Source organism: Halomonas sp. GD1P12, from assembly GCF_025725645.1.
In the GTDB taxonomy this organism is placed as follows: Bacteria; Pseudomonadota; Gammaproteobacteria; order Pseudomonadales; family Halomonadaceae; genus Vreelandella.
In genome coordinates this window covers 2672966-2693382 of the sequence record NZ_CP107007.1, presented here as the reverse complement: position 1 = coordinate 2693382, position 20417 = coordinate 2672966, and the positions used below count along the sequence as shown (strand labels likewise).

Annotated in this window: 12 protein-coding genes; 3 read left to right on the top strand and 9 right to left on the bottom strand. The window is 64.4% G+C overall.

The window, feature by feature from the left end; genetic code table 11:
• Window position 1: 1 nt before the first annotated feature.
• Window positions 2-913: a sucrase ferredoxin gene (locus OCT39_RS12330; RefSeq protein ID WP_263584764.1), complete on the bottom strand. Its 912-nt coding sequence runs from the start codon at window positions 911-913 to the stop codon at window positions 2-4.
• Window positions 910-1755, bottom strand: coding sequence for an ABC transporter ATP-binding protein (locus OCT39_RS12325; RefSeq protein ID WP_263584763.1), 846 nt, complete (start codon window positions 1753-1755; stop codon window positions 910-912). The genes OCT39_RS12330 and OCT39_RS12325 overlap by 4 nt, the downstream gene beginning before the upstream one ends.
• Before the next feature lie 305 nt (window positions 1756-2060).
• Between OCT39_RS12325 and OCT39_RS12320 the strand changes: the two genes are divergently transcribed.
• The gene (locus tag OCT39_RS12320) at window positions 2061-4199 is read left to right on the top strand and encodes a TonB-dependent receptor (protein WP_263584762.1); all 2139 of its coding nucleotides are present in this window, start codon (window positions 2061-2063) and stop codon (window positions 4197-4199) included.
• A gap of 45 nt (window positions 4200-4244) precedes the next feature.
• On the opposite strand, the gene OCT39_RS12315 is transcribed toward OCT39_RS12320, so the two are convergent.
• From OCT39_RS12315 to OCT39_RS12305, 3 genes are read right to left on the bottom strand one after another with little or no spacing between them, the layout of a single operon-like run.
• Window positions 4245-5264 (bottom strand): FecCD family ABC transporter permease, encoded by a 1020-nt coding sequence (locus tag OCT39_RS12315; RefSeq protein WP_263584761.1) that lies wholly within the window; start codon window positions 5262-5264, stop codon window positions 4245-4247.
• Complete coding sequence (locus OCT39_RS12310) at window positions 5261-6265, bottom strand: FecCD family ABC transporter permease (RefSeq protein WP_263584760.1); 1005 nt, start codon at window positions 6263-6265, stop codon at window positions 5261-5263. Before OCT39_RS12310 ends, OCT39_RS12315 begins: the two co-directional genes overlap by 4 nt.
• Window positions 6259-7242 carry an ABC transporter substrate-binding protein gene (locus OCT39_RS12305; protein WP_263584759.1) on the bottom strand — a complete coding sequence of 328 codons (984 nt, stop codon included), beginning with the start codon at window positions 7240-7242 and terminating at the stop codon, window positions 6259-6261. The genes OCT39_RS12310 and OCT39_RS12305 overlap by 7 nt, the downstream gene beginning before the upstream one ends.
• Before the next feature lie 237 nt (window positions 7243-7479).
• Between OCT39_RS12305 and OCT39_RS12300 the strand changes: the two genes are divergently transcribed.
• Window positions 7480-16080 (top strand): GH36-type glycosyl hydrolase domain-containing protein, encoded by an 8601-nt coding sequence (locus OCT39_RS12300; protein ID WP_263584758.1) that lies wholly within the window; start codon window positions 7480-7482, stop codon window positions 16078-16080.
• Here the strand turns inward: OCT39_RS12300 and OCT39_RS12295 are convergent.
• A complete protein-coding gene (locus OCT39_RS12295) occupies window positions 16077-16793 on the bottom strand; it encodes a Crp/Fnr family transcriptional regulator (protein ID WP_263584757.1) in 717 nt (238 codons plus the stop codon). The genes OCT39_RS12300 and OCT39_RS12295 overlap by 4 nt on opposite strands.
• A 189-nt stretch (window positions 16794-16982) precedes the next feature.
• Window positions 16983-17702: a Crp/Fnr family transcriptional regulator gene (locus tag OCT39_RS12290; protein WP_263584756.1), complete on the bottom strand. Its 720-nt coding sequence runs from the start codon at window positions 17700-17702 to the stop codon at window positions 16983-16985.
• A 534-nt stretch (window positions 17703-18236) separates the two neighbouring features.
• Here OCT39_RS12290 and OCT39_RS12285 point away from each other — a divergent pair.
• The gene (locus tag OCT39_RS12285; protein WP_263584755.1) at window positions 18237-19250 is read left to right on the top strand and encodes a diguanylate cyclase domain-containing protein; all 1014 of its coding nucleotides are present in this window, start codon (window positions 18237-18239) and stop codon (window positions 19248-19250) included.
• A 44-nt stretch (window positions 19251-19294) separates the two neighbouring features.
• Here OCT39_RS12285 and OCT39_RS12280 read toward each other — a convergent pair whose 3' ends face one another.
• Both OCT39_RS12280 and OCT39_RS12275 read right to left on the bottom strand, forming a co-directional pair.
• Entirely contained in the window at window positions 19295-19639 is a 345-nt protein-coding gene (locus OCT39_RS12280) for an AzlD domain-containing protein (protein ID WP_263584754.1), read from the bottom strand.
• The gene (locus tag OCT39_RS12275; protein WP_263584753.1) at window positions 19636-20370 is read right to left on the bottom strand and encodes an AzlC family ABC transporter permease; all 735 of its coding nucleotides are present in this window, start codon (window positions 20368-20370) and stop codon (window positions 19636-19638) included. The genes OCT39_RS12280 and OCT39_RS12275 overlap by 4 nt, the downstream gene beginning before the upstream one ends.
• Window positions 20371-20417: the final 47 nt, after the last annotated feature.

The window sequence follows — 20417 nt, the reverse complement described above, 5'->3', positions numbered from 1 at the left end:
GTCATTTATTTTGCACGGCCTCGATACGAGTAGCCTGCCAGACAAGGCTTTCCGTAGGGCCCTGGTCGAGATCGGCGCAGGTGTCGACGCGTAAAAGCGCCATGCTCTGGCACTGCACCTCGAACGTGGTGGTATGGCCGGCCTGCTCGCACTGCCAGCGAAGCGTGCGCTGCTGCTCGTCGCCCTGGTCGTCGGTCAGCGTCAGCTGGGAAAAGGGTGCCTCAAACTCAAGGCGTTCGAGCAGTGCCACCTCGGCGCACTGCTGGGCCGGGGTGAGCCGCGAGTCGCCGCGGTAGCCGGGCAGAAACCGCCGGCCGCTGGCCTCAGTGCGCAGAAAGGGCAGCACCTGCTCGGGGCGAAGGCGACCGTACTTACGCACGCGGGGCAGCACGACGAGGCTGGCGGCCAAGCGGCACCCGCCCAGGTGGCTGCTCTCCCATACATCGAAAGGCAGGGCGTGCTCCAAAACGGCGGCGGCCAGCGCCTTGTAGGTGCGGTAGCCGTATTTCGCGCAGCACTTGTCCTTCTTGCCGTGCGTGCAGCACAGAATCAGGTCGGCTTCCGGCGGTGCCTGCTCCCACCGGGCAAGCGAGTGGGCCTGGCGCCATCGGTCGAGAAAGTGGGAAAGCTCGTCGCGCGCCACGTCGAAGCGGCGCCGTTCCGGCATCAGAAAGATCTGATGGCAGGTGGCGTCCTGCGACCGGCGGTGAATCAGGTTGACTCGTCGGCCGGTGGCGGCGATCTCATCCAACTGTGTTTTCAGCGAATCTGCCATGTCGCTTGCGTGGCGCAGGTTACGCTGCCACTTGGCCCGGGGCCAGCTGATCAGCAGGTTGTGCTCGGCGTGGGCAGCGCTGCCCGCCAGCGGGTCGTTTTGCTGCTGGCTCAGCTCGGCGCAGAAGGTGTGGGTCATGAGGCTTTTCGCTGCGCAAAGCTGCCGGGCGGGCGCTCAGGGGCGCGCTTTCGCGGCACGCAGATCGGGCGGCCGCTTTCCGGGTCCTTGAGTACCTGGGCGTCGAGTTCGAACACGCGCGCAAGGTTCTCGGCGGTGAAGACTTCGCCAGGCGCGCCCTGAGTCACGATGCGCCCGTCGCGCATCAGCACCAGACAGTCGGCGTAGGCGGCGGCCAGGTTCAGATCGTGCAGTACCAATAGCAGCGTGCGGTTTTTCTCGTGGGCGAGCCGCGACAAAAGCTCCAGAAGATCCACCTGCACTTTCAAGTCCAGAAAGGTGGTGGGCTCATCGAGCAGGATCAAGTCGGTCTGCTGGGCCAGCACCATGGCGATCCAGCAGCGCTGGCGCTGGCCGCCGGAAAGCGCATCGACGCCGCGCTCGGCGAAGGCGCCAACGTCGGTGTAGGCCATCGCCTCGCGCACGGCCTCATCGTCCTGGCGGCTGTTTTTCTGCCATAGCCCCTGGTGGGGAAAGCGGCCCATGCCGACCAACTGGCGAACGCTCAAGCCTTCTGGTGCCACCGGGCCCTGGGGCAGAATCCCCAGGCGCTTGGCGACCTCGCGGGTGGGGCGCTGGTGAATGTCCTTACCGTCCAGGTAGACCTGCCCGGCGCTGGGGGCGAGCGTGCGCGCCAGGGTCTTGAGCAGGGTCGACTTGCCGCAGCCGTTGGGGCCTAAAAGCACGGTAAGCCGGCGCTGCTCGATGGCGATATCCACACCTTTCAGCACGGGCTCGATGTCATAGCCGGCGCGAAGGCCAGCGCCGGTCAGGCGAGAAAGCGGGGGCGAAGAGAGCGTCATGAGCGGGCTCGTGCAGTCGGCGAACGGGGCAAACCCTAGGATAAAACATTCTCATTTTCAATATTTCCCGTTTTAACTTCCTCGTCCGGTACGAAATATCGCGACCCATAAAAGAGCATGAGCGCACGAATGTATCGAACGCGGTGTTTCATTTTATAGAAAATAAGCGTCTAATATGCGCAATACAATCATTATCATTTAGATGCTCGTTTGTACTGCGAGCCTCTCTGCGCACCACCGCAAGGCTTATTCAAAAGCGGTTTAAAAAGCGGTTAAAAAAGCTTTTAAAAAAGGGGTAGGACAAGGTGAATATCGATAAACGCATGGCCGTCTGGCCAACGGTCACGCTCGTCGGGCTGGTCGCGGCGACTCAGGGCTTTGCTCAACAAGCGGCGCTCAATGAACCCGTTGAGCGCGGCAGCGCTGAGCCGACCATGGTGGTCACCGCCTCGCGCACCAATGCAACCGTCGAGGACTCGCCGCAGACGGTGCGCATCATCAGCGAGGAGGAGATCACTCAGCAGCGCCAGATGACCAGCGACTCATCGCAGATCCTCAGCAACCTGCTGCCGTCCTATTCCCCCAGCCGCCAGAAGATGAGCGGCAGCGGCGAGACGCTAAGAGGCCGCACGCCGCTGATCCTGATCGACGGTATTCCCCAATCCAACCCGCTGCGCCCCACCGGGCGCGAAGCGCACGCCATCGATTTCTCGATGGTCGAGCAGATCGAGGTGATTCAGGGCGCCAACGCCACCAACGGCGTGGGCGCGGCGGGCGGGGTGATCAACCTGATCACCAAGCGCCCGGAAGCCGGCTCCTTCAACCAGTACGTGGAGGGTCAGGTCACCACGCCCACCCGTGAGCTCGATAGCGAAACGCTAAGCTACAAGGCGGGCTACGGCGTGAGCGGCAACAGCGGCGATGTGGATTACCTGTTCTCGGCAAGCGTTGAGGACCAGGGGCTGTTTCTGGACGGCAACGGCGACGCGGTCGGGGTGGACAACACCCAGGGCGATTTGATGGATTCGCGCTCGTTCGATCTGCTGGGCAAGCTTGCCTACTGGATCGACGACGACCAGCGGCTGCAGTTCACGCTCAATCACTACGATATCGAAGGCCACAACGACTACTTAAGCGTCACCGGCGACCGCGCCAGCGGCATGGTCACGACCTCGCGGCGCGGCACCCCCGAAGGCGATGCGCCCTACAACCGGGTGTGGACGACCGGGCTTGGCTACGACCATTTCGATCTGGCCGGCATGCAGCTCAGTGCCCAAGCGTTCTACCAGGACTACGAGGCGCTGTTCGGCGCGACCGACTCGGCGACTTTCCAGGACCCGGCGCTGGCGCCGGTGGGCACTTACTTCGACCAGACCCTGGCGGCGACCACCAAGTTCGGCACCAAGGTCTCGTTGACCCGAGATGATCTGTGGGACGAGCGCCTGAAAGTAACTCTGGGTTTCGATACGCTGTTCGATGAAACCGAGCAGTACCTGTACACCAGCGATCGCACCTACGTGCCGCCCACCGACTACACCGATCTCTCGCCGTTTGTGCAGGCCGACCTGCGCCCGGTCGATTCGCTGTTGTTTTCCGCGGGGGCGCGCTACGAGTACGCCAAGCTCGACATCGACAGCTACCGCACCGTGGCGGCCAACAACGGCGTGGCGGTGGAGGGCGGTGACCCCAGCTTCAACGAAACGCTCTATAACCTGGGCGCGGTCTGGAGCCCGGTCGCGCACTGGAGCCTGTTCGCCAACTACTCCGAAGGCTTTTCGATTCCGGACGTGGGGCGCGCGCTTCGCGGCATCAGCACGCCGAATCAGTCTGTCGATAGCATCGACAACCTCGCCCCAATCGTCACCGACAACATCGAAACCGGATTGCGCTTCGAGAACGGCCGCCTGGCGGCACAGCTCAGCTACTACGAATCCTCGTCGGATTTCGGCAGCCGCCTGACCGAGATCGACGACGTCTTCTACATGCAGCGCCAGGAGACCAAGATCAAGGGCGTCGAGGCCGCGCTGGACTACCAGTTCAACGACCGCCACTCGGGCCGGGTGGCCTACTCGCGCATGGACGGGCGTTATGACAGCAACGAGGACGGACGCCTGGATGCCAAGCTCTCGGGGCTCGATGTCTCGCCGGATCGTCTGACCGCCAGCTGGTCGGCGAACTGGACGGATAACCTCTCCACCTTCGTGCAGGCCAACTACGCCTTCGATGAAACCTTCGATGAGGCGAACCGCGAGTTCGACGGCTATCTGCTGATGGATGCGGCGGTGGGTTACCAACTGCCGGTGGGTCAGGTCAACGTGGGGGTGTCCAACCTGCTCGATGAGCAGTACGTGACCTACTACTCCCAGAGCGCGCTGGTCAACGACGAGCGCTACTTTGCCGGTCGCGGGCGCACGTTGACGCTGGGCTATCGTCTGGATTTCTAACGCCCACAGGATCGGGAGGCGGTGTTAAGATCGAGCGCTCCCTGTCTAACGCGTTCTATACAGCAGGTAGACGAAAAAAGGCGCGCCGATGCCGGCCACGAAGATGCCCGCCGGCAGGTCCTTGGGCAGAAAGGCGACCCGCCCCAGCAGGTCGGCGCAGAGCACGATGAGCGCGCCGACCAGCGCGGCGGCGGGCAGAAGCCGTGCCAGATGGCGACCGGTCAACCTCGCCGCGAGATGCGGCGCCATCAGCCCAACGAAGCTCAATCCCCCGGCAAAGGCCACCGCCGCGCCCGCCAGCACCACGCTGCAGGTTAAAAGCGCCAACCGGCTGCGCGTGATGGCCACCCCCAGTCCCAGCGCCACGTCGTCGCCCAGCGCCATGGCGTCGGCGTGGCGGGCAAGCATCAAACACACCGGTAGCGTCACCAAAAGCCAGGGCAGTAGCCCCAGCACATCGCCCCACTGCGCGCCGTAAAGGCTGCCGGTGAGCCAGACGTAGGCCGCCATGGCCGCCGCGTCGTCGCCGATCACGATCATCATCGTCGTACCCGCGCTCAGCGCCGCCGCCAGGCCAATCCCCACCAGGACCATGCGCGTCGGGCGAAGCCCCCGCTGCCAGCTCAGCCCGATCACCGCCAGGGCTGCGGCCAGCGCGCCGAGCATCGCCGCCACGGGTAGCCAGTGGATGCTCAAGGTCGACCCCAGCAGTGCCAGAAACGCCACCGCGGCGAAGGCGGCGCCGCTGGTGATACCGATCACGTCCGGCGAGGCCAACGGGTTGCGCACGATCGCCTGCAACAGCGACCCGGCCACGGCCAGCGCCGCGCCGACCAGCACGGCCAGGGCGATGCGCGGCAGACGAAGCTCCCAGACGATGAAAGCAATATCGCTTTTTGACGGCGCAATTAACGCCTCGGCCACCCGAACCGGCGAAGTCGGAAAACTGCCCAGGCACAGCGACAGCGTCGCACTGGTCATCAATAGTAGAAAAAGCGATAGCAGCGTGGCGCGGAAGGAGGCGAGCGCGGCGGGAGCCGCGCGCGAAGAAGCGTTCGAGTTCATTGGGCGGCCAGCCTGCGCCTTGCCAGGTAAATGAAGAAGGGGGTGCCGACCAGCGCGGTCATCACGCCCACGGGCACCTCTTGGGGCGGCATCACGAAGCGCGCGGCGACATCCGCCAACAGCAGCAGCGCCCCGCCGAGCAGCGCGCAGGCGGGCAGCAACCAGCGGTGGTCGATGCCGAAGAGCCCGCGCGCCATGTGCGGCACGATCAAGCCCACGAAGCCGATCATGCCTGCCAGCGCCACGGAGCTTCCCGCCAGCACGATGACCGCCGCGCCCAGCAGCAGCTTGGTGGTCGTCGCCGACATGCCAAGGCCAGTGACCAGATCGTCGCCCAGCAGCAGCGCGTTGGCGCGCCCGGCGAGTAGCGCGCTCAGCGCGAAGCCCACCAGAAACAGCGGCAGTAGTGGCGCCACCCGATGAAGCTCGCGTCCAGACACCGAGCCCGCCAGCCAGTAGAGCACGCTCTCGAAACTCTGCTGGTCGATCACCAGAAGCCCTTGGCTGAACGACACGAACAGCGCCGTGACCGCGACGCCGGCCAGCACTACGCGTAGCGGTGAAAACTCCCCCTGGCGGCCGCGAGCCAGCGCCACCACCAGGCCGGCCGCGGAAAGTGCCCCCAAAAGCGCCGCCCAGACGATTTGCCCCGGCGTGCTCAGCGGCAGTAGCGACACCGCCACTACCACGAAAAACATCGCGCCGGCGTTGATGCCCAGAATCCCGGGAGAGGCGAGCGGGTTGCGGGTCACGGTCTGCATCAAAGCACCCGCCACGGCAAGGCTCGCGCCGACCAGCGCGGCCACGCAGGCCCGGGGAATGCGCTCGGTGAGCAGGATGATCTGATCCACCCGGGCCGGGTCGTGGTGAAGCAGTGCCCGGGGCAGGGCGCTCAAGGCGATCGGCGTGGTGCCCAGCATCACGCTCGTCATGAATGCCGCCAGTAGCGCAAGCGCCCCCGCCAAAAGCCCCAGCGCCCGGCTCGATGTGCGGCTCAGCATGAGGCGTTTTCCCTAACGGCCGCGCAGGCGCTTTGGTCAAACGCGGATACGTCGGCAAGCGCGGCAGGGCGAAGCTGATAGTGACGGTAAAGGTCATCGAGCATGGCGTTGGCGGCCAAAATGCCGCCGCCCATCATCCAGCTGACCGGCTCGACCTCGAATACCCGGTTGCGCTCGACCGCCGTCAGCCGCTGCCACAGCGGATGCGCCGACCAGCGGCGGTAGTTGTCGGCAATGGCCGGGTCATCGGGCTCGAGCAGCACGAACATCACGTCGGCGTCCAGCACCGGAATGTTCTCCGGACTTGTCAGCTTCATGCCCCAGCTCTGGGCGGTGAGCGTCTGCGGCTGTGCAAAGCCCAGCTCACTGAGAATCGAGCCGGCGAAGCCGCTGGTATAGATGCGCAGGTGATCGCTCTTGAAGCGGACCACCGCCACCTTTTGTGGCCATTCGCTGCCGAATCGTTCAATGATCTGGCGGCGAAAGTCGGCGACTCGTGCATCCCAGCGCGCAAGCAACGCCTCGGCGCGCGCCTCGCGCCCGGTGGCCTCGGCCATTTGGCTCAGCGTGGTCTTGAAATCGAACACCGTAGGCATGGAAAGCGTCGGCGCGATGGCGCGCAGAAGCGGGGCGACCCGGGCGTGACGAAAGTCGCTGGCAACGATCAGCTCGGGGGAAAGCCAGGCGATTTTCTCGAGATTGGGCTGGGTTTCCAGGCCCACGTGCGCCACTCCGGCCAGATCGTCTCGCAGGTAGCGGTACATGGGCGGCTCGAGCCAGGCATCGACGACGCCCACGGGCGTTATCCCCAGCGCTACGGCGCTATCGGTCGCTCCCTGGTAGAGCGTGACGATACGAGGGGCAGGCGCGCTGGCGCGAGCCGTTGTCACGACCAGCATGGCGGCAAGCAGTAGCACGCACTGGGTGAGCAACCCACCCTTGGCGCTCACGCTGCGGTAGCAGTGTAGTGTTGGCATACGCCTGCTCGGCTCTGGATAAATGCCGGATAATGTCATGCAAAAAAAGAGAATGCAAAGCGTTATCAATTACGTGAGGTTAGCGGGTGTTAACCCTGCCTTGTCGGGAACGACGCAATGCGCTCGCTTCAGCCCTCTTTGGTGCGCTAGAGAACAGACGCGCCTGGACCGGTTTCCTATGCTCAAATAGCGCCCTGCTGGCCTACGCCGTGGTGCCGTGGCGCCCAGGTACCGTCTATGCCCTTATTGTCTGGTTGGCTTCATCGTCGTCGCGCTGCGGCGTCGCCCTGGCACTCTCTTGCGCCGATCCGGGAAGAACTCTTCAGCGTCGAACGACTTGAACAGCACGCCGTCAGCCTGGCCGCCGCCCAGCGCGTGAGTGCGTCGCCGCCTCGGGTGTTTTCGTTACAGCGGCGCCTTCAGGGCAATACCGCCGCGCTGCTCGATGCCTATCAGACCAGTGCGAAAGCGCTGGCCGACGGGCGGGATATCATGCCCGCCGCGGCCTGGCTGCTGGACAACTACCATCTGGTGGAAGCACAGATCAAGGAAGTCCGCGCCGATCTTCCGCCGGGCTACTACCGGCAGCTTCCCAAGCTGGCCGACGGCCCCTTTGCGGGCTACCCGCGAGTGCTGGGGCTGGCCTGGGCATTCGTGGCGCATACCGACAGCTACTTCGATCCCGACGTGCTGCAAAGCTTTCTGGCGGCCTATCAGCGCGTGCAGCCGCTGACCATCGGAGAGCTTTGGGCGGTGGCCATCACGCTGCGTATGGTGCTGATCGAGAACCTGCGTCGGCTGGCCGACCAGATCACCGAGGAGCAGGGTGCGCGCATCGAGGCCGACGAGCTGGCTCGGCGGCTGCTGGTACCCGATGGTGATCGTTCGGTGCCGGTGCTCGATGAACTGTCGCGCGATCAACAAGGCTTGTCCGAGGCCTTTGCCGCGCAGCTGGCCAAGCGCCTGCGCGATCAGGACCCGCGCACCATGCCGGTGCTGGGCTGGCTCGAGCATCAGTTGGCGCGCCAGGGCGACAGCATCGACGAGGTGGTTCACCGTGTTCAGCAGCGCCAGGGCGCGGCCAACGTCACCATGCGCAATATCATCAACAGCATGCGGCTGGTGTCGAGCATCGACTGGCCGGATATGGTCGAGCGCGCAAGCCTGGTGGATGCAAGGCTGGGGGCTGCCAGCGGATTTGCCGCCATGGATTTTCCGACCCGCAACCGTTACCGGAACGCCATCGAGCGCCTGGCTCGAGGCGCGACGTGCGCCGAGCTGGACGTGGTGGAACACGCTCTGGCCGCCGCCCAGCAGGCCCGCGCAAGCGAGGCGGAATTCATCGAGGCGGCGCGGGTGGGCGACCCGGGCTATCATCTGATCGGCGCGGGGCGGCGGGCGCTGGAAAACGCCATCGGCTACCGGCCCACGCTGGGCCGGCGCCTGGGGCGCGGGGTGCGCGGGCTGGGTATTACCGGCTATCTGGGCGCGATCGGTGTCTTCACAATGGGGCTGCTGGGCCTGGCGCTCTGGGCGCTGACGGCCGTGATGCCGAACGGCTGGTCGAGCGACGGCGCGGGGCTGCTGGTCGCGCTGGCGCTTGTCGGGTGGCTGCCTGCCAGCGACGTTGCCACGGCGCTGGTCAACCTGGCAATCACTCGTCGGGTCGGGCCGCTTTCACTCCCGAGCCTTGATCTGGCCGCGGGCGTGCCGGCGTCGATGCGCACCCTGGTGGTCGTACCCACGCTGCTCACCAGCGAAGCGGAGCTTGACGATCAAATCGAACGGCTGGAAGTGCATCACCTGGCAAGCGGCGAGGGAGCGCTTCTTTATGCCCTGTTGGTGGATGGCGTCGATGCCGAGCAGCAGGTGCTGGCATCGGATGCGCCGCTGCTGGCGGCAGCGCGCCGGTCGATCCAGCGGCTCAATCAGCGTCATGGGGGCGTGAAGGGGGAGTCGAGCGAGCGCTTCATGCTGCTCTACCGGGGGCGCGCCTTCAACGCCGTGGAAAAGTGCTGGATGGGCTGGGAGCGCAAGCGCGGCAAACTGCACGAGCTCAACCGGTGGCTGCGCGGGGCCACGGATACCGCCTTTATCGACGCGCCGGCCGCTCCGGCCAACGTACGCTACGTGATCACCCTGGATGCAGATACTCGGCTTCCCCGAGAAGCGGCGATCCGGCTGATCGGCAAGATGGCGCACCCGCTGAATCGTCCGCGTTTCAGTGAAACCGACCGCCGGGTGGTGGAAGGCTACGGCGTGCTGCAGCCGCGCAGTTCCCCGGCGCTTCCGGTGGGCGCGGAAGGCTCGCGGTTCCAGCGGCTCTTTTCCGCCCCGGGGGGCATCGACCCTTACGCCGGCGCGGTGTCCGACGTGTATCAGGATCTCTTCGGGGAGGGCTCCTTCGCGGGTAAAGGGATCTACGATATCGATGCCTTCATGGCGGCCATGGAAGGCCGGGTGCAGGACAACACACTGCTCAGCCACGATCTTTTCGAGGGGCTTTTCGTGCGCGCGGGGCTGGTGTCGGATGTGGAAGTCGTCGAGGACTTTCCCGCGCGCTACGACGTGGCCGCCAAGCGCCAGCACCGCTGGACGCGCGGCGATTGGCAGCTTTTACCTTGGATCGTCGGCATGGCGCACTCGGGTATCAGCGCAAGGGCGCAGAGGCTTTCACTGCTGGCGCGCTGGAAGATGCTGGATAACCTGCGCCGTTCGCTGTTGATACCGGCCACCCTGGCAAGCCTTGCGTTGTGCTGGTGGCTGCCGTTGCCCGCCGCGGCTCTGGGCACACTGCTGCTGGTCGGGGTGATCGCCGTGCCGCCGCTTCTGCCGCTGCTGGCCGCCATTGTGCCTGCCCGCCCGGGGCTCGAGCTTCGTCCGCACGTCGCTCGGCTGCGTCTGCTGTCACGGATTGCGCTGATGCAGACGCTGATGCTTCTGGCTTTTCTGCCTGATCAGGCCGGGCGCATGCTCGATGCAATCGGCCGCACGCTGTTTCGCCTCGGCGTTTCCCGCCGGCACCTGCTCGAATGGACGACGGCGGCGCAAAGCGCGCTCAGCCCGCATCTCACTCCCCGGGGCTTTTATCGCGCCATGGCTTTGGGCCTGGCGGCGGGGCTTGTTGTCGCGGCGGCGGCGGTGCTGCATGACCCCCGCGTCGGGCCGGTTGTCGTGCCCATCGCTCTTTTATGGCTGTGCGCCCCGGCGCTGGCCGCCTATCTGAGCCGGGCGCCGGTGGAAACACCCCGGCGCCCGCTGAAGCCGCAAGAGCGGATCGAGCTTCGTCTGATCGCGCGGCGAACCTGGCGCTTTTTCGAGACATTCGTCACACCGCTTGAGAACGACCTTCCTCCGGACAACTTCCAGGAAGATCCGCAGCCGGTCGTGGCGCCGCGCACGTCGCCCACCAACCTCGGGCTTTACCTGCTTTCCACCGTGGCCGCGCGGGATTTCGGCTGGGCGGGGACGCTGGCCACCCTGGAGCGCCTGGAGCGCACCCTGGCCACCATGCGTCGCTTGCCGCGCTACAACGGACATTTCTACAACTGGTATGCAACGCGCGATCTTCGCCCGCTCGAACCCATCTATATCTCATCGGTGGATAGCGGCAATCTGGCGGGGCACCTTATCGCCCTTGCCAACGCCTGCGAGACCTGGCTTCCCGCCCGGGCGCTGGCCGATCTGCGCCCGGGTCTGGGCGACACGCTGCATCTGGCGCAAGAGGCTCTGGGGAGGCTCGACCTACCGGAGGATCAGCGCCAGGGACTGACCGCGCAAGGCGAGGCGATCGCTGCGCTGCTCATGGCGTCACCGACCGAGCTGGCGCTACCCCGCCTCACGCTACTGAGCGAAACGCTGGCCCGTGCGGTGCGTGATCGTCTGACGCCCGGCGTCAGCGAGCCGGCCGACGAGGCGCTTTTCTGGGTCGCGGCACTTGAAAGGATGCTGGGCGAGCATGTTCAGGATACCGAGCGGCTCGGCGCGCCGGCCATCGCCTCGCGCCTGCAAGCGCTGGCGACAGAGGCACGCCAGATGGCGATGGCGATGGACTTTACCTTCTTGCTCAATGATGAGCGTCGGCTGCTGTCGATCGGCTACGCCGTGGTCCAGAATCGTCTGGATGAAAGTTGCTACGACCTGCTCGCCTCCGAGGCGCGTCTGGCGAGTCTTTTCGCGATCGCCAAGGGCGATGTGCCGACGCGCCACTGGTTTCGCCTGGGCCGTACGGCAACGCCTCTGGGCGGCGCTTCGGCCCTGATCTCCTGGTCAGGTTCCATGTTCGAGTATCTGATGCCATCGCTTTTGATGCGCGCCCCGGATGGCAGCCTGCTGGCCCAGACCAACCGCCGCGTGGTCAAGCGCCAGCGGGCCTACGGTCAGTCATTGGGCGTGCCCTGGGGGCTTTCCGAATCCGCCTATAACGCGCGGGATCTGGAGTTCACCTACCAATACTCCAACTTCGGCGTACCGGGGCTGGGCCTCAAGCGCTGGCTTTCCGCGGATGTGGTGATCGCCCCCTACGCCACCGGGCTTGCGGCCATGGTCGACCCGCTCGCGGCGCACCAGAACTTTGCCCGGCTCAAGGCCATGGGCGCGCTGGGGCGCTACGGTTTTTACGAGGCGCTGGATTTCACGCGCACGCGGCTACCGGTGGGCGAGCAGGTTGCCATCGTGCGAAGCTTCATGGCACACCACCAGGGCATGACCATCGTGTCGCTGGCCAACGCCGAGCATCAGGGGCTGATGCGTGCGCGCTTTCACCGTGAACCGATGATCAAGGCCTGCGAGCTGCTGCTTCAGGAGCGAGTGCCCCACGATATCGCCATTGCCTATCCGCGTGCGGAGGAGGTCAAGGCGGCCCCCCAGACGCTGCCCGGCGAGGCGCCGACGGTTCGCCGCTTCACCATGGCGAACGCGGCGCCCCCGGTCACGCATCTGCTCTCGAACGGCCATTACGCAGTCATGCTCACCGCCGGCGGCGGTGGCTACAGCCGCTGGCAAAGCGTGGCGGTCACCCGTTGGCGCTCGGACGCCACCTGCGACGCCTGGGGCAGCTTCATCTTTCTGCGCGATCTCCAGGACGAGGTGGCGTGGTCCGCCACCGGCCCGCTGGCAAGCACCCCCGATGCATCGCAAAAGGATCGTCAGGAAGTGGTCTTCGCCGAGGACCACGCCAGCTACAGCCGCCGCCACGGCCCCTTGTCCAGCCTGCTCGAAGTGCTGGTTTCCGGCGAGGATAACGGCGAAGTGCGCCGGGTATCGCTGACCAACACCGGGCGTAGCGCACGGGATATCGAGGTCACAAGCTACGCGGAGCTGGTGTTGACCACGCCGGCCACGGATAACGCCCACCCGGCCTTTGCCAAGCTGTTCGTGGTGACCGAGTATTTGCCCGAACTGGGCGCGCTGATAGCCACCCGCCGACCGCGGACCCCGGACGAGCCACCGGTGTGGGCGGCCCATTTCGCGGTGGTGGAAGGCCATGTGCTGGGCGAGCTCGAGTACGAGACCGACCGCGCGCGGTTCATCGGGCGCGGTCGCTCGCTGCCAACCGCCGCAAGCCTGGCCAAGGGCCAGGCACTGTCGAACACCGTGGGCACAGTGCTCGATCCGGTATTTTCACTGCGCTGTCGCGTTCGCGTGCCGCCGGGCAGTGGCGTGCGGGTGGCATTCTGGACCGTGGTCGCCGCCTCGCGTCAGGCGCTTGTCGATCTGATCGACAAGCATCACGACCGCAGTGCCTTCGACCGCGCCCAAACTCTGGCCTGGACCCAGGCGCAGGTCCAGCTTCGTCACTTGGGCATCAAGACCGACGAGGCGGCGGATTTTCAACGTCTGGCAGCGCCGCTGCTTTACCCGGATGCGCGGTTTCGGGCGCCCGCCGAGGCGATCCTGCGCGGCGCCGGCCCCCAATCAGGGCTCTGGCCCCACGCCATCTCCGGCGATTTACCCATCGTGCTGCTGCGTATCGATTCACTCGATGACCTGGCGCTGGTGCGTCAACTGCTGCGCGCCCACGAATACTGGCGCATGAAACGCCTGGGGGTCGACGTGGTGATCGTCAACGAACGCGCCTCTTCCTACGTTCAGGATCTGCAAAATGCCATCGAAACCGCCGTGCTCAGCAGCCAGGCACGCCCCCGACTTCGTGACGGGTTCGTTCAGGGTACGGTGACCACACTGCGCGCCGACTTGATGAGCCAGGCCTCTCAGGCGCTGCTGCGCTCGGTGGCCCACGTGGTGCTGCAGGCCCACCGCGGCCCGCTGTCGAGCCAGCTTGAGCACATCGAACCCGCCGGCAAGCCCGCCGAGCGCGCACCGGACAAGATACTTCCATCGCCGCGCAAGGAGTGGGTGGACAGCGTCAAGCACGCGGACGTGCCGGCACTCGAGTTCTTCAACGGCCTGGGCGGCTTCGATCGGCACGGGCGCGAGTACGTGACGGTGCTGACACAAGGGCACACAACGCCGGCACCCTGGATCAACGTCATGGCCAATGCCGGGTTCGGCTACCAGGTCTCTGCCGAAGGCAGCGGCTACCTGTGGGCCGAGAACAGCCGCGACAATCAACTGACCCCCTGGTCCAACGACCCGGTCACCGATGCGCCCGGTGAGGCCTTCTACCTGCGCGATGAACAAGGCGGCGCACTCTGGACGCCGACGGCGCTTCCCATACGCGATGCCGGCCGCTACCTGGCCCGCCACGGGTTCGGCTATAGCCGTTTCGAACACCAGGCGCACGGCATCGCGACCGATCTCTTGCATTTCGTGGTGCTCGATGCACCGGTCCGGGTTTCCCGAATGACGCTCGAGAACCGCTCCGGTCGGGTGCGTCGCGTGTCGGTGACGGCGTATCTCGAGTGGGTGCTGGGCACTTCGCGAAGCGAGTCCGCCCCTTTCATCGTCACCGAAATGGACGAGACGAGCGGGGCGATGTTGGCCAGGCGGCCGTGGAGTATCGGTTTTTCCGAGCGTATCGCGTTTACCGATCTGGGCGGGCAGCAAAGCGCATGGACGGCGGATCGCCGCGAATTTCTGGGGGAGCGGGGCACGCTTGGCGCCCCGGCCGCGCTGACCGGTGACACGCCGCTGTCCGGCGCCTGCGGGGCGGGGCTTGACCCGTGTTCGGCGCTGCAGTGCGAGGTGGAAATTGCCCCCGGTGCTCGGGTCGAGGTGATCGCTCTGGTGGGGCAGGGCCGCTCGCTTGACGAAGTGCGATCGCTCATCGCGCGCTATCGGGCGGCGGATCTGGACGCGGAGCTGGCGGCTGTCGAGGCGCACTGGCAGGCGCGGCTGAATGCCGTGCAGGTGAAAACGCCGGATCGCGCCATGGATATCATGCTCAACGGCTGGCTGCTCTATCAAACGCTGGCGTGTCGAATCACGGCGCGGTCCGCCTTCTATCAGGCCAGCGGGGCTTACGGGTTTCGCGACCAGCTACAGGACGGCATGGCGCTGAGTTTCGCCTGCCCCGCGATCACGCGAGCGCATCTGCTCACCGCCGCCTCGCGCCAGTTCGTCGAAGGCGATGTACAGCATTGGTGGTTACCGCAAGAGGGGCAGGGGGTGCGCACGCGGATTTCCGACGACCGGGTCTGGCTGGCCTACGCCTGCGCCCTGTATATCGAGACCTCCGGTGAGGCTTCGATTCTTGAGCAACGTGTTTCCTTTCTCGAAGGGCCAGCACTGAAGGACGACGAGCACGATGCTTTCTTCCAGCCCGAAACCGCCGTCGAGACGGGCACGCTGTTCGAGCACTGCGCCCGAGGGCTCGATCAGAGCCTGGCCTTGACCGGCGAAAACGACCTGCCCTTGATCGGTGGCGGCGACTGGAACGATGGCATGAACCGGGTGGGGGTGGCGGGCAAGGGCGAAAGCGTGTGGCTGGGCTGGCTTTTGCTGCGTACCCTTGGGCTGTTCGCCCCCTACGCCGAGCGTTACGACCCGCCTCGCGCCGAGCGCTGGCGCGCCCACGCGAAGGGGCTTCGTGAAGCGCTCGATAGCGTCGCCTGGGACGGCCAGTGGTACCGGCGCGCCTGTTTTGACGATGGCAGCTGGCTGGGGGCAGAGGGCGCCGAGGAGTGTCGCATCGATGCCATCGCGCAGACCTGGGCGGTGCTCTCCGGCGGCGCCGATCCCGAAAAAGCCGCGTGTGCCATGCGGTCGTTCAAGCGCGAACTGGTGCGAGACGAGAGGGGGATGGCACTGCTGTTCTGGCCGCCTTTTGACAAGATACCCAAGGACCCGGGCTATATTCGCGGCTACCCGCCGGGGCTTCGCGAAAACGGTGGCCAGTACAGCCATGCAGCGATGTGGGGAATTCTGGCGTTTACCGAGCTTGATGAGGCGGACGAAGCGGTGTCACTTTTCGGGCTGCTCAATCCCATCAACCATGCACGCACGCCGGACGCCACGCAGCGCTACAAGGTCGAACCCTATGTCGTCGCCGCGGATGTCTACTCGGTGGCGCCCCATGAAGGGCGTGGTGGCTGGACCTGGTACACCGGCTCTGCGGCCTGGATGTACCGTGCGGGCATCGAGGGCATCCTGGGGCTTCGCCGCCGCGGGCAGACGCTTGTCATCGCGCCCTGTCTGCCTACCTCCTGGTGGGGGTTCGAGGTCCAGGTGTGTGTCGATGCTACTCGCTACGCTATCCGGGTTGATCAGGTGACAGAAGAGGCTTCTGACCGGGCCGTGCTCGACGACTCAGCGCTTCCCGATGTTGACGGGCCGCTTATTCTGCCGCTGGACGGCGGCGATCACCGGCTAACGCTCACGCTGGCGCAAGGCGATGCAGGGCTGGATGGAGGTAAAAAGGGGCTAAGCCGGATTTAAGCGCCAGGGGCCATGGTGCGGACGTACAGCGCGCAGTCCGTCTCGTAACACGAGCAAGCCACCGCGATCAGCCCCGGCCGGTCGAGAATAATGATCTCACCGCGGTGGTAGTCGATGAGCCCACTCGTTTGCAGCGTAATGGCGGAAAGGGTAATACCTGCACGGCGAACGCCCAACATGATGGCCAGAAACTCGTGGGTCAGCTGTAGGTGGTTCGAGCGTGCACGGTCCTGAGTCATCAACAGCCAGCGAGCGAGGCGCTCCTCGATACGGTGAAAGTGGATACACCCTGCCGCGCCGGCGAACTGATTCATTACCACGTAGAGGTAGCGCATGAGCCGGCGATGTAGCTCGGGGCTGTTGGCGACCAGCAGGCGAAAGGCATCGGCCTCGATACGTAACGCGCTGCCAGCGCCCTGCACGATTCCCATCAGGGTGGGGTGGTCGACACCCAAAAGTGTGGCCACGCCCAGCATGCCTTCATGGCCTGCCATGGCGACTTCGAGCCGGCTATCGGTATCGAGCACCGTCATTTGTGAAATAAAGCCGTCGGTCGGGAAATAGACGTGGCGCTGGAGCTGGGTGGGGCGCTGGAGAATCTCCCCAAAGATCAGGGGCACCGACTCGCACACGCCTGAAAAACGATCCCGTTCCACGCCGGGCAAATCCGCGAGCAGTTGGTTGGCACTGAGCAAGCGATGAATGGGCGTCATGTGCCCCTCTGATGAAGTAAACCAGGCAAACGGCACGTTAAAACGGCGCTATCGTTTCAATGTCGACTGCAGTGAGTGCATGTTCTGGTGATGTACATCTACAGTACCACTTGATAACGGCGGCGTCGGCACGCAAGCGTACATAGCAGGGCCGACGTACAGAAATAAACGAAACCGTTAGTGCCGGTGTTACGTCACATCCGCGTGCTTGAGTAGGCGGTCGTACTCGTTTTTCACCACCGCGTAGCATTCGCACACGCGGGCTTCCAGCCCGGCCCGGTCACGTACGGTAATGCGGCCACGGTTATAGGCAATGAGGCCGGCCTTTTGCAGTTTTCCTGCGGACTCGGTAACGCCCTCACGACGAACGCCCAGCATGTTGGCAATCAGCTCCTGCGTCATCACCAGTTCGTTGCCCGGTAGCCGGTCGAGGCTCAGCAACAGCCAGCGGCAAAGCTGCTGGTCGACGCTGTGGTGGCGATTGCAGACCGCCGTTTGTGCCATCTGGGTCAGCAGCGCTTGGGTGTAGCGCAGCAGCAGGCGCTGCAGGCCACCGGCGCGATCGAACTCGCGTTTGACCAACGCCCCCTTGAGGCGGTACGCACGCCCCGAACTTTGCACGATGGCGCGGCTGGGAGTGGTTTCGCCACCCATGAACAGCGAAACACCGATCATTCCTTCGCGGCCGACCACCGCGATCTCGGTAGAGGCGCCGTTTTCGATGACGCACAACAGCGACACGATGGCGTCGATGGGAAAGTACACGTGAGTCAACGTTCGGCCCGACTCATGCAGCGACTGGCCCAGCGCCAGGGTGACTTCCTCGAGGTGCGGTGTCAGGTGAGCAAGCTCTTCTTCATTGAGTAAGCCAAGCAAACCATTTTGACTAAATGGGCGTAGCTTGAGCATTAAGTAATCCCCCCTTGGTTCACATAAAACGGCGTGGTGCTTGAGTAGAGTTAATTTTTTCTATTTATCAGCAATTTATAATTTTTGAAGTAAATGCTTTTCGTCAGACAAGCCTTTTTTGAGTATAGAGACCCTGGACAATAATTCTGTACGCTGTCGAACATAGCCGTGTGATCGATAGCGTGCTTACTGTAACGCTATGTAAAAAAAACACTCAAATAGCGTTGAAAACGCCTTTCCCATGTTCGCCAACGTACAGTAGACGACCAGAAGGTTGACTATGGTCTTCAACGTATATCCTGGGAAGAAGGGGGAAAGGGGGTGCCTTGTAACCCCAATGCCCGGGCTTTCGATGGGGGATATGTATCGCGCCGCATTGAGATAGCGATACGTCTGATCACGTTCAAAACGCCGCCACTGCTTGGGGCGAGAGGCTTAAAAAATACCGGCTGAAAAAAGCCGTAAAAAAGCAGGGCAGGCATCGGTCGATCATAAAGCATCATCCCGGATGCAATTACACATGGGGAAAATGGCATGCTATACGGAGATGGCAATAATCGTCCCAGAGAGACAAAGGCTTTCAAAAAACTGGCGCCCGACGCGGACTCGCAGGGAGGGGAGGCCGCCTGGGTTGCCGAGAAGAGCTGGGCTCACGTTACGCTGAACTCCATTACCGACGCGGTGTTGACCACGGACATGCACGGCCGGGTCACCTACCTGAACCGCGTGGCGGAAGCGCTGATTGGCTGGTCGAGGGTGGAAGCCGCTGGCAAGCCCGTCGAGGACATCCTGTCGATGGTCGATAGCCATACCTATCAAACGATGGTCAATCCAGCGATCCGCGCCATGATCGAGGATCGCGCTCAAGGCTTCGTTCTCGGCGCCGTTCTGATCCACCGGGACGGCAGCCAGCGCGAGATAGAAAGCTCCGCGGTCCCGGTTCACAATCTTTCGGGCATGATCGTCGGGGCCGTCGTCGTCTTTCATGATGCCTGCCAGTCGCATATCCGCTCGGCCCAATTCGCCTATCAGGCGCAGCACGATCCGCTTACCTCCCTTCCCAATCGCTTTCTCTTTGCCGATAGATTGGCGCGGGCGGTGGGCCTGGCAAAGCGCCACCAGCACAAGATGGCGCTTATCTACCTCGACATGGATCATTTCAAGGCCATCAACGACACGTTCGGGCACGCCCTGGGCGATCGCTACCTGCAGATCGTGGCTGAGCGTCTGAGCGGCTGTATCCGTACCACCGATACCGTCTGCCGCCAGGGTGGGGATGAGTTCGTGGTGCTATTGAGCGAAATCGAAAGCGTAAAGAGCGCGCTAAACGTGGCATCGAAGATCCTGACCGCATTGGCCACGCCCTGCCAACTGGCCGGCCATGAACACACCTTCAGTGCCAGTATCGGGGTGAGCATCTATCCGGATCACTCGACCGACGAGCAGGCGTTGCTTCACTACGCCGATCTTGCGATGTACTGCGCCAAGCAAAACGGCCGGCAGCAGTGCCGGCTGTATCTGGCCGAAATGGAAGAGCGTCAATCCTGACGGTGGGCGCCAATGAAAAACGGGTAACAAACGCCCGAGCACGATCAGCCCGGCAGGGCCAGCGCCGCCAAAATCACTACGACGCCAAACACCGTGACGCCCGCGGCCACGGGCCAGCCCAGTGAACGCGTACGTCGCCACACCAAACAAGTGGTCAGCAGGCCAAGGGCGGTCGCGACCCAGGAGGTGGTGCCTGGGTTGACCGGCACGATCGACACTCCCAGCACCGCGGCGATCATCAAGGGCCCCAGCGTGGCCAGCCACCCCGGCAACGGGCTCGGGCCATCGCGCTGGTCGAGGCGCCGCTGCATCCAGAGAAACGGCGCCACGCGAATCAACAGCGTGCCCAGCGCCGACATCGCCACGGCGATCCAGAGCTCGACACTCATGCGCGCCCCCTGGCGGAAAACCGCACCGCGTAAAAGCACAGCGCCCCGCACGCCGCCCCCAGTGGAATCGCAACGTTGCTGGCGCCGGTCAGCGTCAAAGCCAGCGCGGCAACGATAGTGACGATGAGCGCCAGCGACCAGCGCAGGTCGACAAAACGCGGCGCGGTCATGGCGAGAAACAGCGCCGGCAGGGCAAAGGGCATGATCTCACCCAGAAGCGGCCAATACGCGGTCACCGCCTCGCCGGCCACCGCGCCAATCACGGTGCCTATCACCCAAACCGCCCAGGCCATCAGCGCACAGCCCAGAAACCAGCCGAAGCGCCGCGCGGGGGCGAGCGCTGGGAGTCTCGTCAGCGCCAGGGCGAAGACCTGATCGGTCAGCCCGTGCATGAGCCAGAGCCAGTGTCGACTTCGGGGCAGTAGCGCGGCCAGGTTGGGGCCATATACCAGGTGGCGGGCGTTGATTAAAAGGGTCAACGCAACGACCAGCCAAAGCGGTGCGCCCGTGGCGATCATGCCCACGAACAGAAACTGCGAGGCGCCGGCGTAGATCAAAAGCGAAATCGCCGCCGCCTCGAACGTCGTAAAGCCGGCCTGAGTCGCCACCAGCCCGAACGACAGCGATACCGGTATGTAGCCGCCCAGCAGCGGAATGCCCTCGCGTGCGCCCTGAAGGGCGGCGTGCCAAACAAAGTGGGGGCCGGCACTGGATTCGGTGGACGCGCGCATGGGACCTCGATGCCTTTGAGCTGTCAATGTTGGTGCGTAACACGAGA

What these genes read in the sequence shown, in the direction of transcription:
- OCT39_RS12325 (WP_263584763.1), bottom strand. Translation starts at nt 1,755, where the DNA reads ATGACGCTCTCTTCGCCCCCGCTTTCTCGCCTGACCGGCGCTGGCCTT.
- OCT39_RS12310 (WP_263584760.1), bottom strand. Translation starts at nt 6,265, where the DNA reads ATGCTGAGCCGCACATCGAGCCGGGCGCTGGGGCTTTTGGCGGGGGCG.
- OCT39_RS12295 (WP_263584757.1), bottom strand. Translation starts at nt 16,793, where the DNA reads ATGACGCCCATTCATCGCTTGCTCAGTGCCAACCAACTGCTCGCGGAT.
- OCT39_RS12285 (WP_263584755.1), top strand. Translation starts at nt 18,237, where the DNA reads ATGCTATACGGAGATGGCAATAATCGTCCCAGAGAGACAAAGGCTTTC.
- OCT39_RS12275 (WP_263584753.1), bottom strand. Translation starts at nt 20,370, where the DNA reads ATGCGCGCGTCCACCGAATCCAGTGCCGGCCCCCACTTTGTTTGGCAC.
- OCT39_RS12330 (WP_263584764.1), bottom strand. Translation starts at nt 913, where the DNA reads ATGACCCACACCTTCTGCGCCGAGCTGAGCCAGCAGCAAAACGACCCG.
- OCT39_RS12290 (WP_263584756.1), bottom strand. Translation starts at nt 17,702, where the DNA reads ATGCTCAAGCTACGCCCATTTAGTCAAAATGGTTTGCTTGGCTTACTC.
- OCT39_RS12315 (WP_263584761.1), bottom strand. Translation starts at nt 5,264, where the DNA reads ATGAACTCGAACGCTTCTTCGCGCGCGGCTCCCGCCGCGCTCGCCTCC.
- OCT39_RS12280 (WP_263584754.1), bottom strand. Translation starts at nt 19,639, where the DNA reads ATGAGTGTCGAGCTCTGGATCGCCGTGGCGATGTCGGCGCTGGGCACG.
- OCT39_RS12305 (WP_263584759.1), bottom strand. Translation starts at nt 7,242, where the DNA reads ATGCCAACACTACACTGCTACCGCAGCGTGAGCGCCAAGGGTGGGTTG.
- OCT39_RS12300 (WP_263584758.1), top strand. Translation starts at nt 7,480, where the DNA reads ATGCCCTTATTGTCTGGTTGGCTTCATCGTCGTCGCGCTGCGGCGTCG.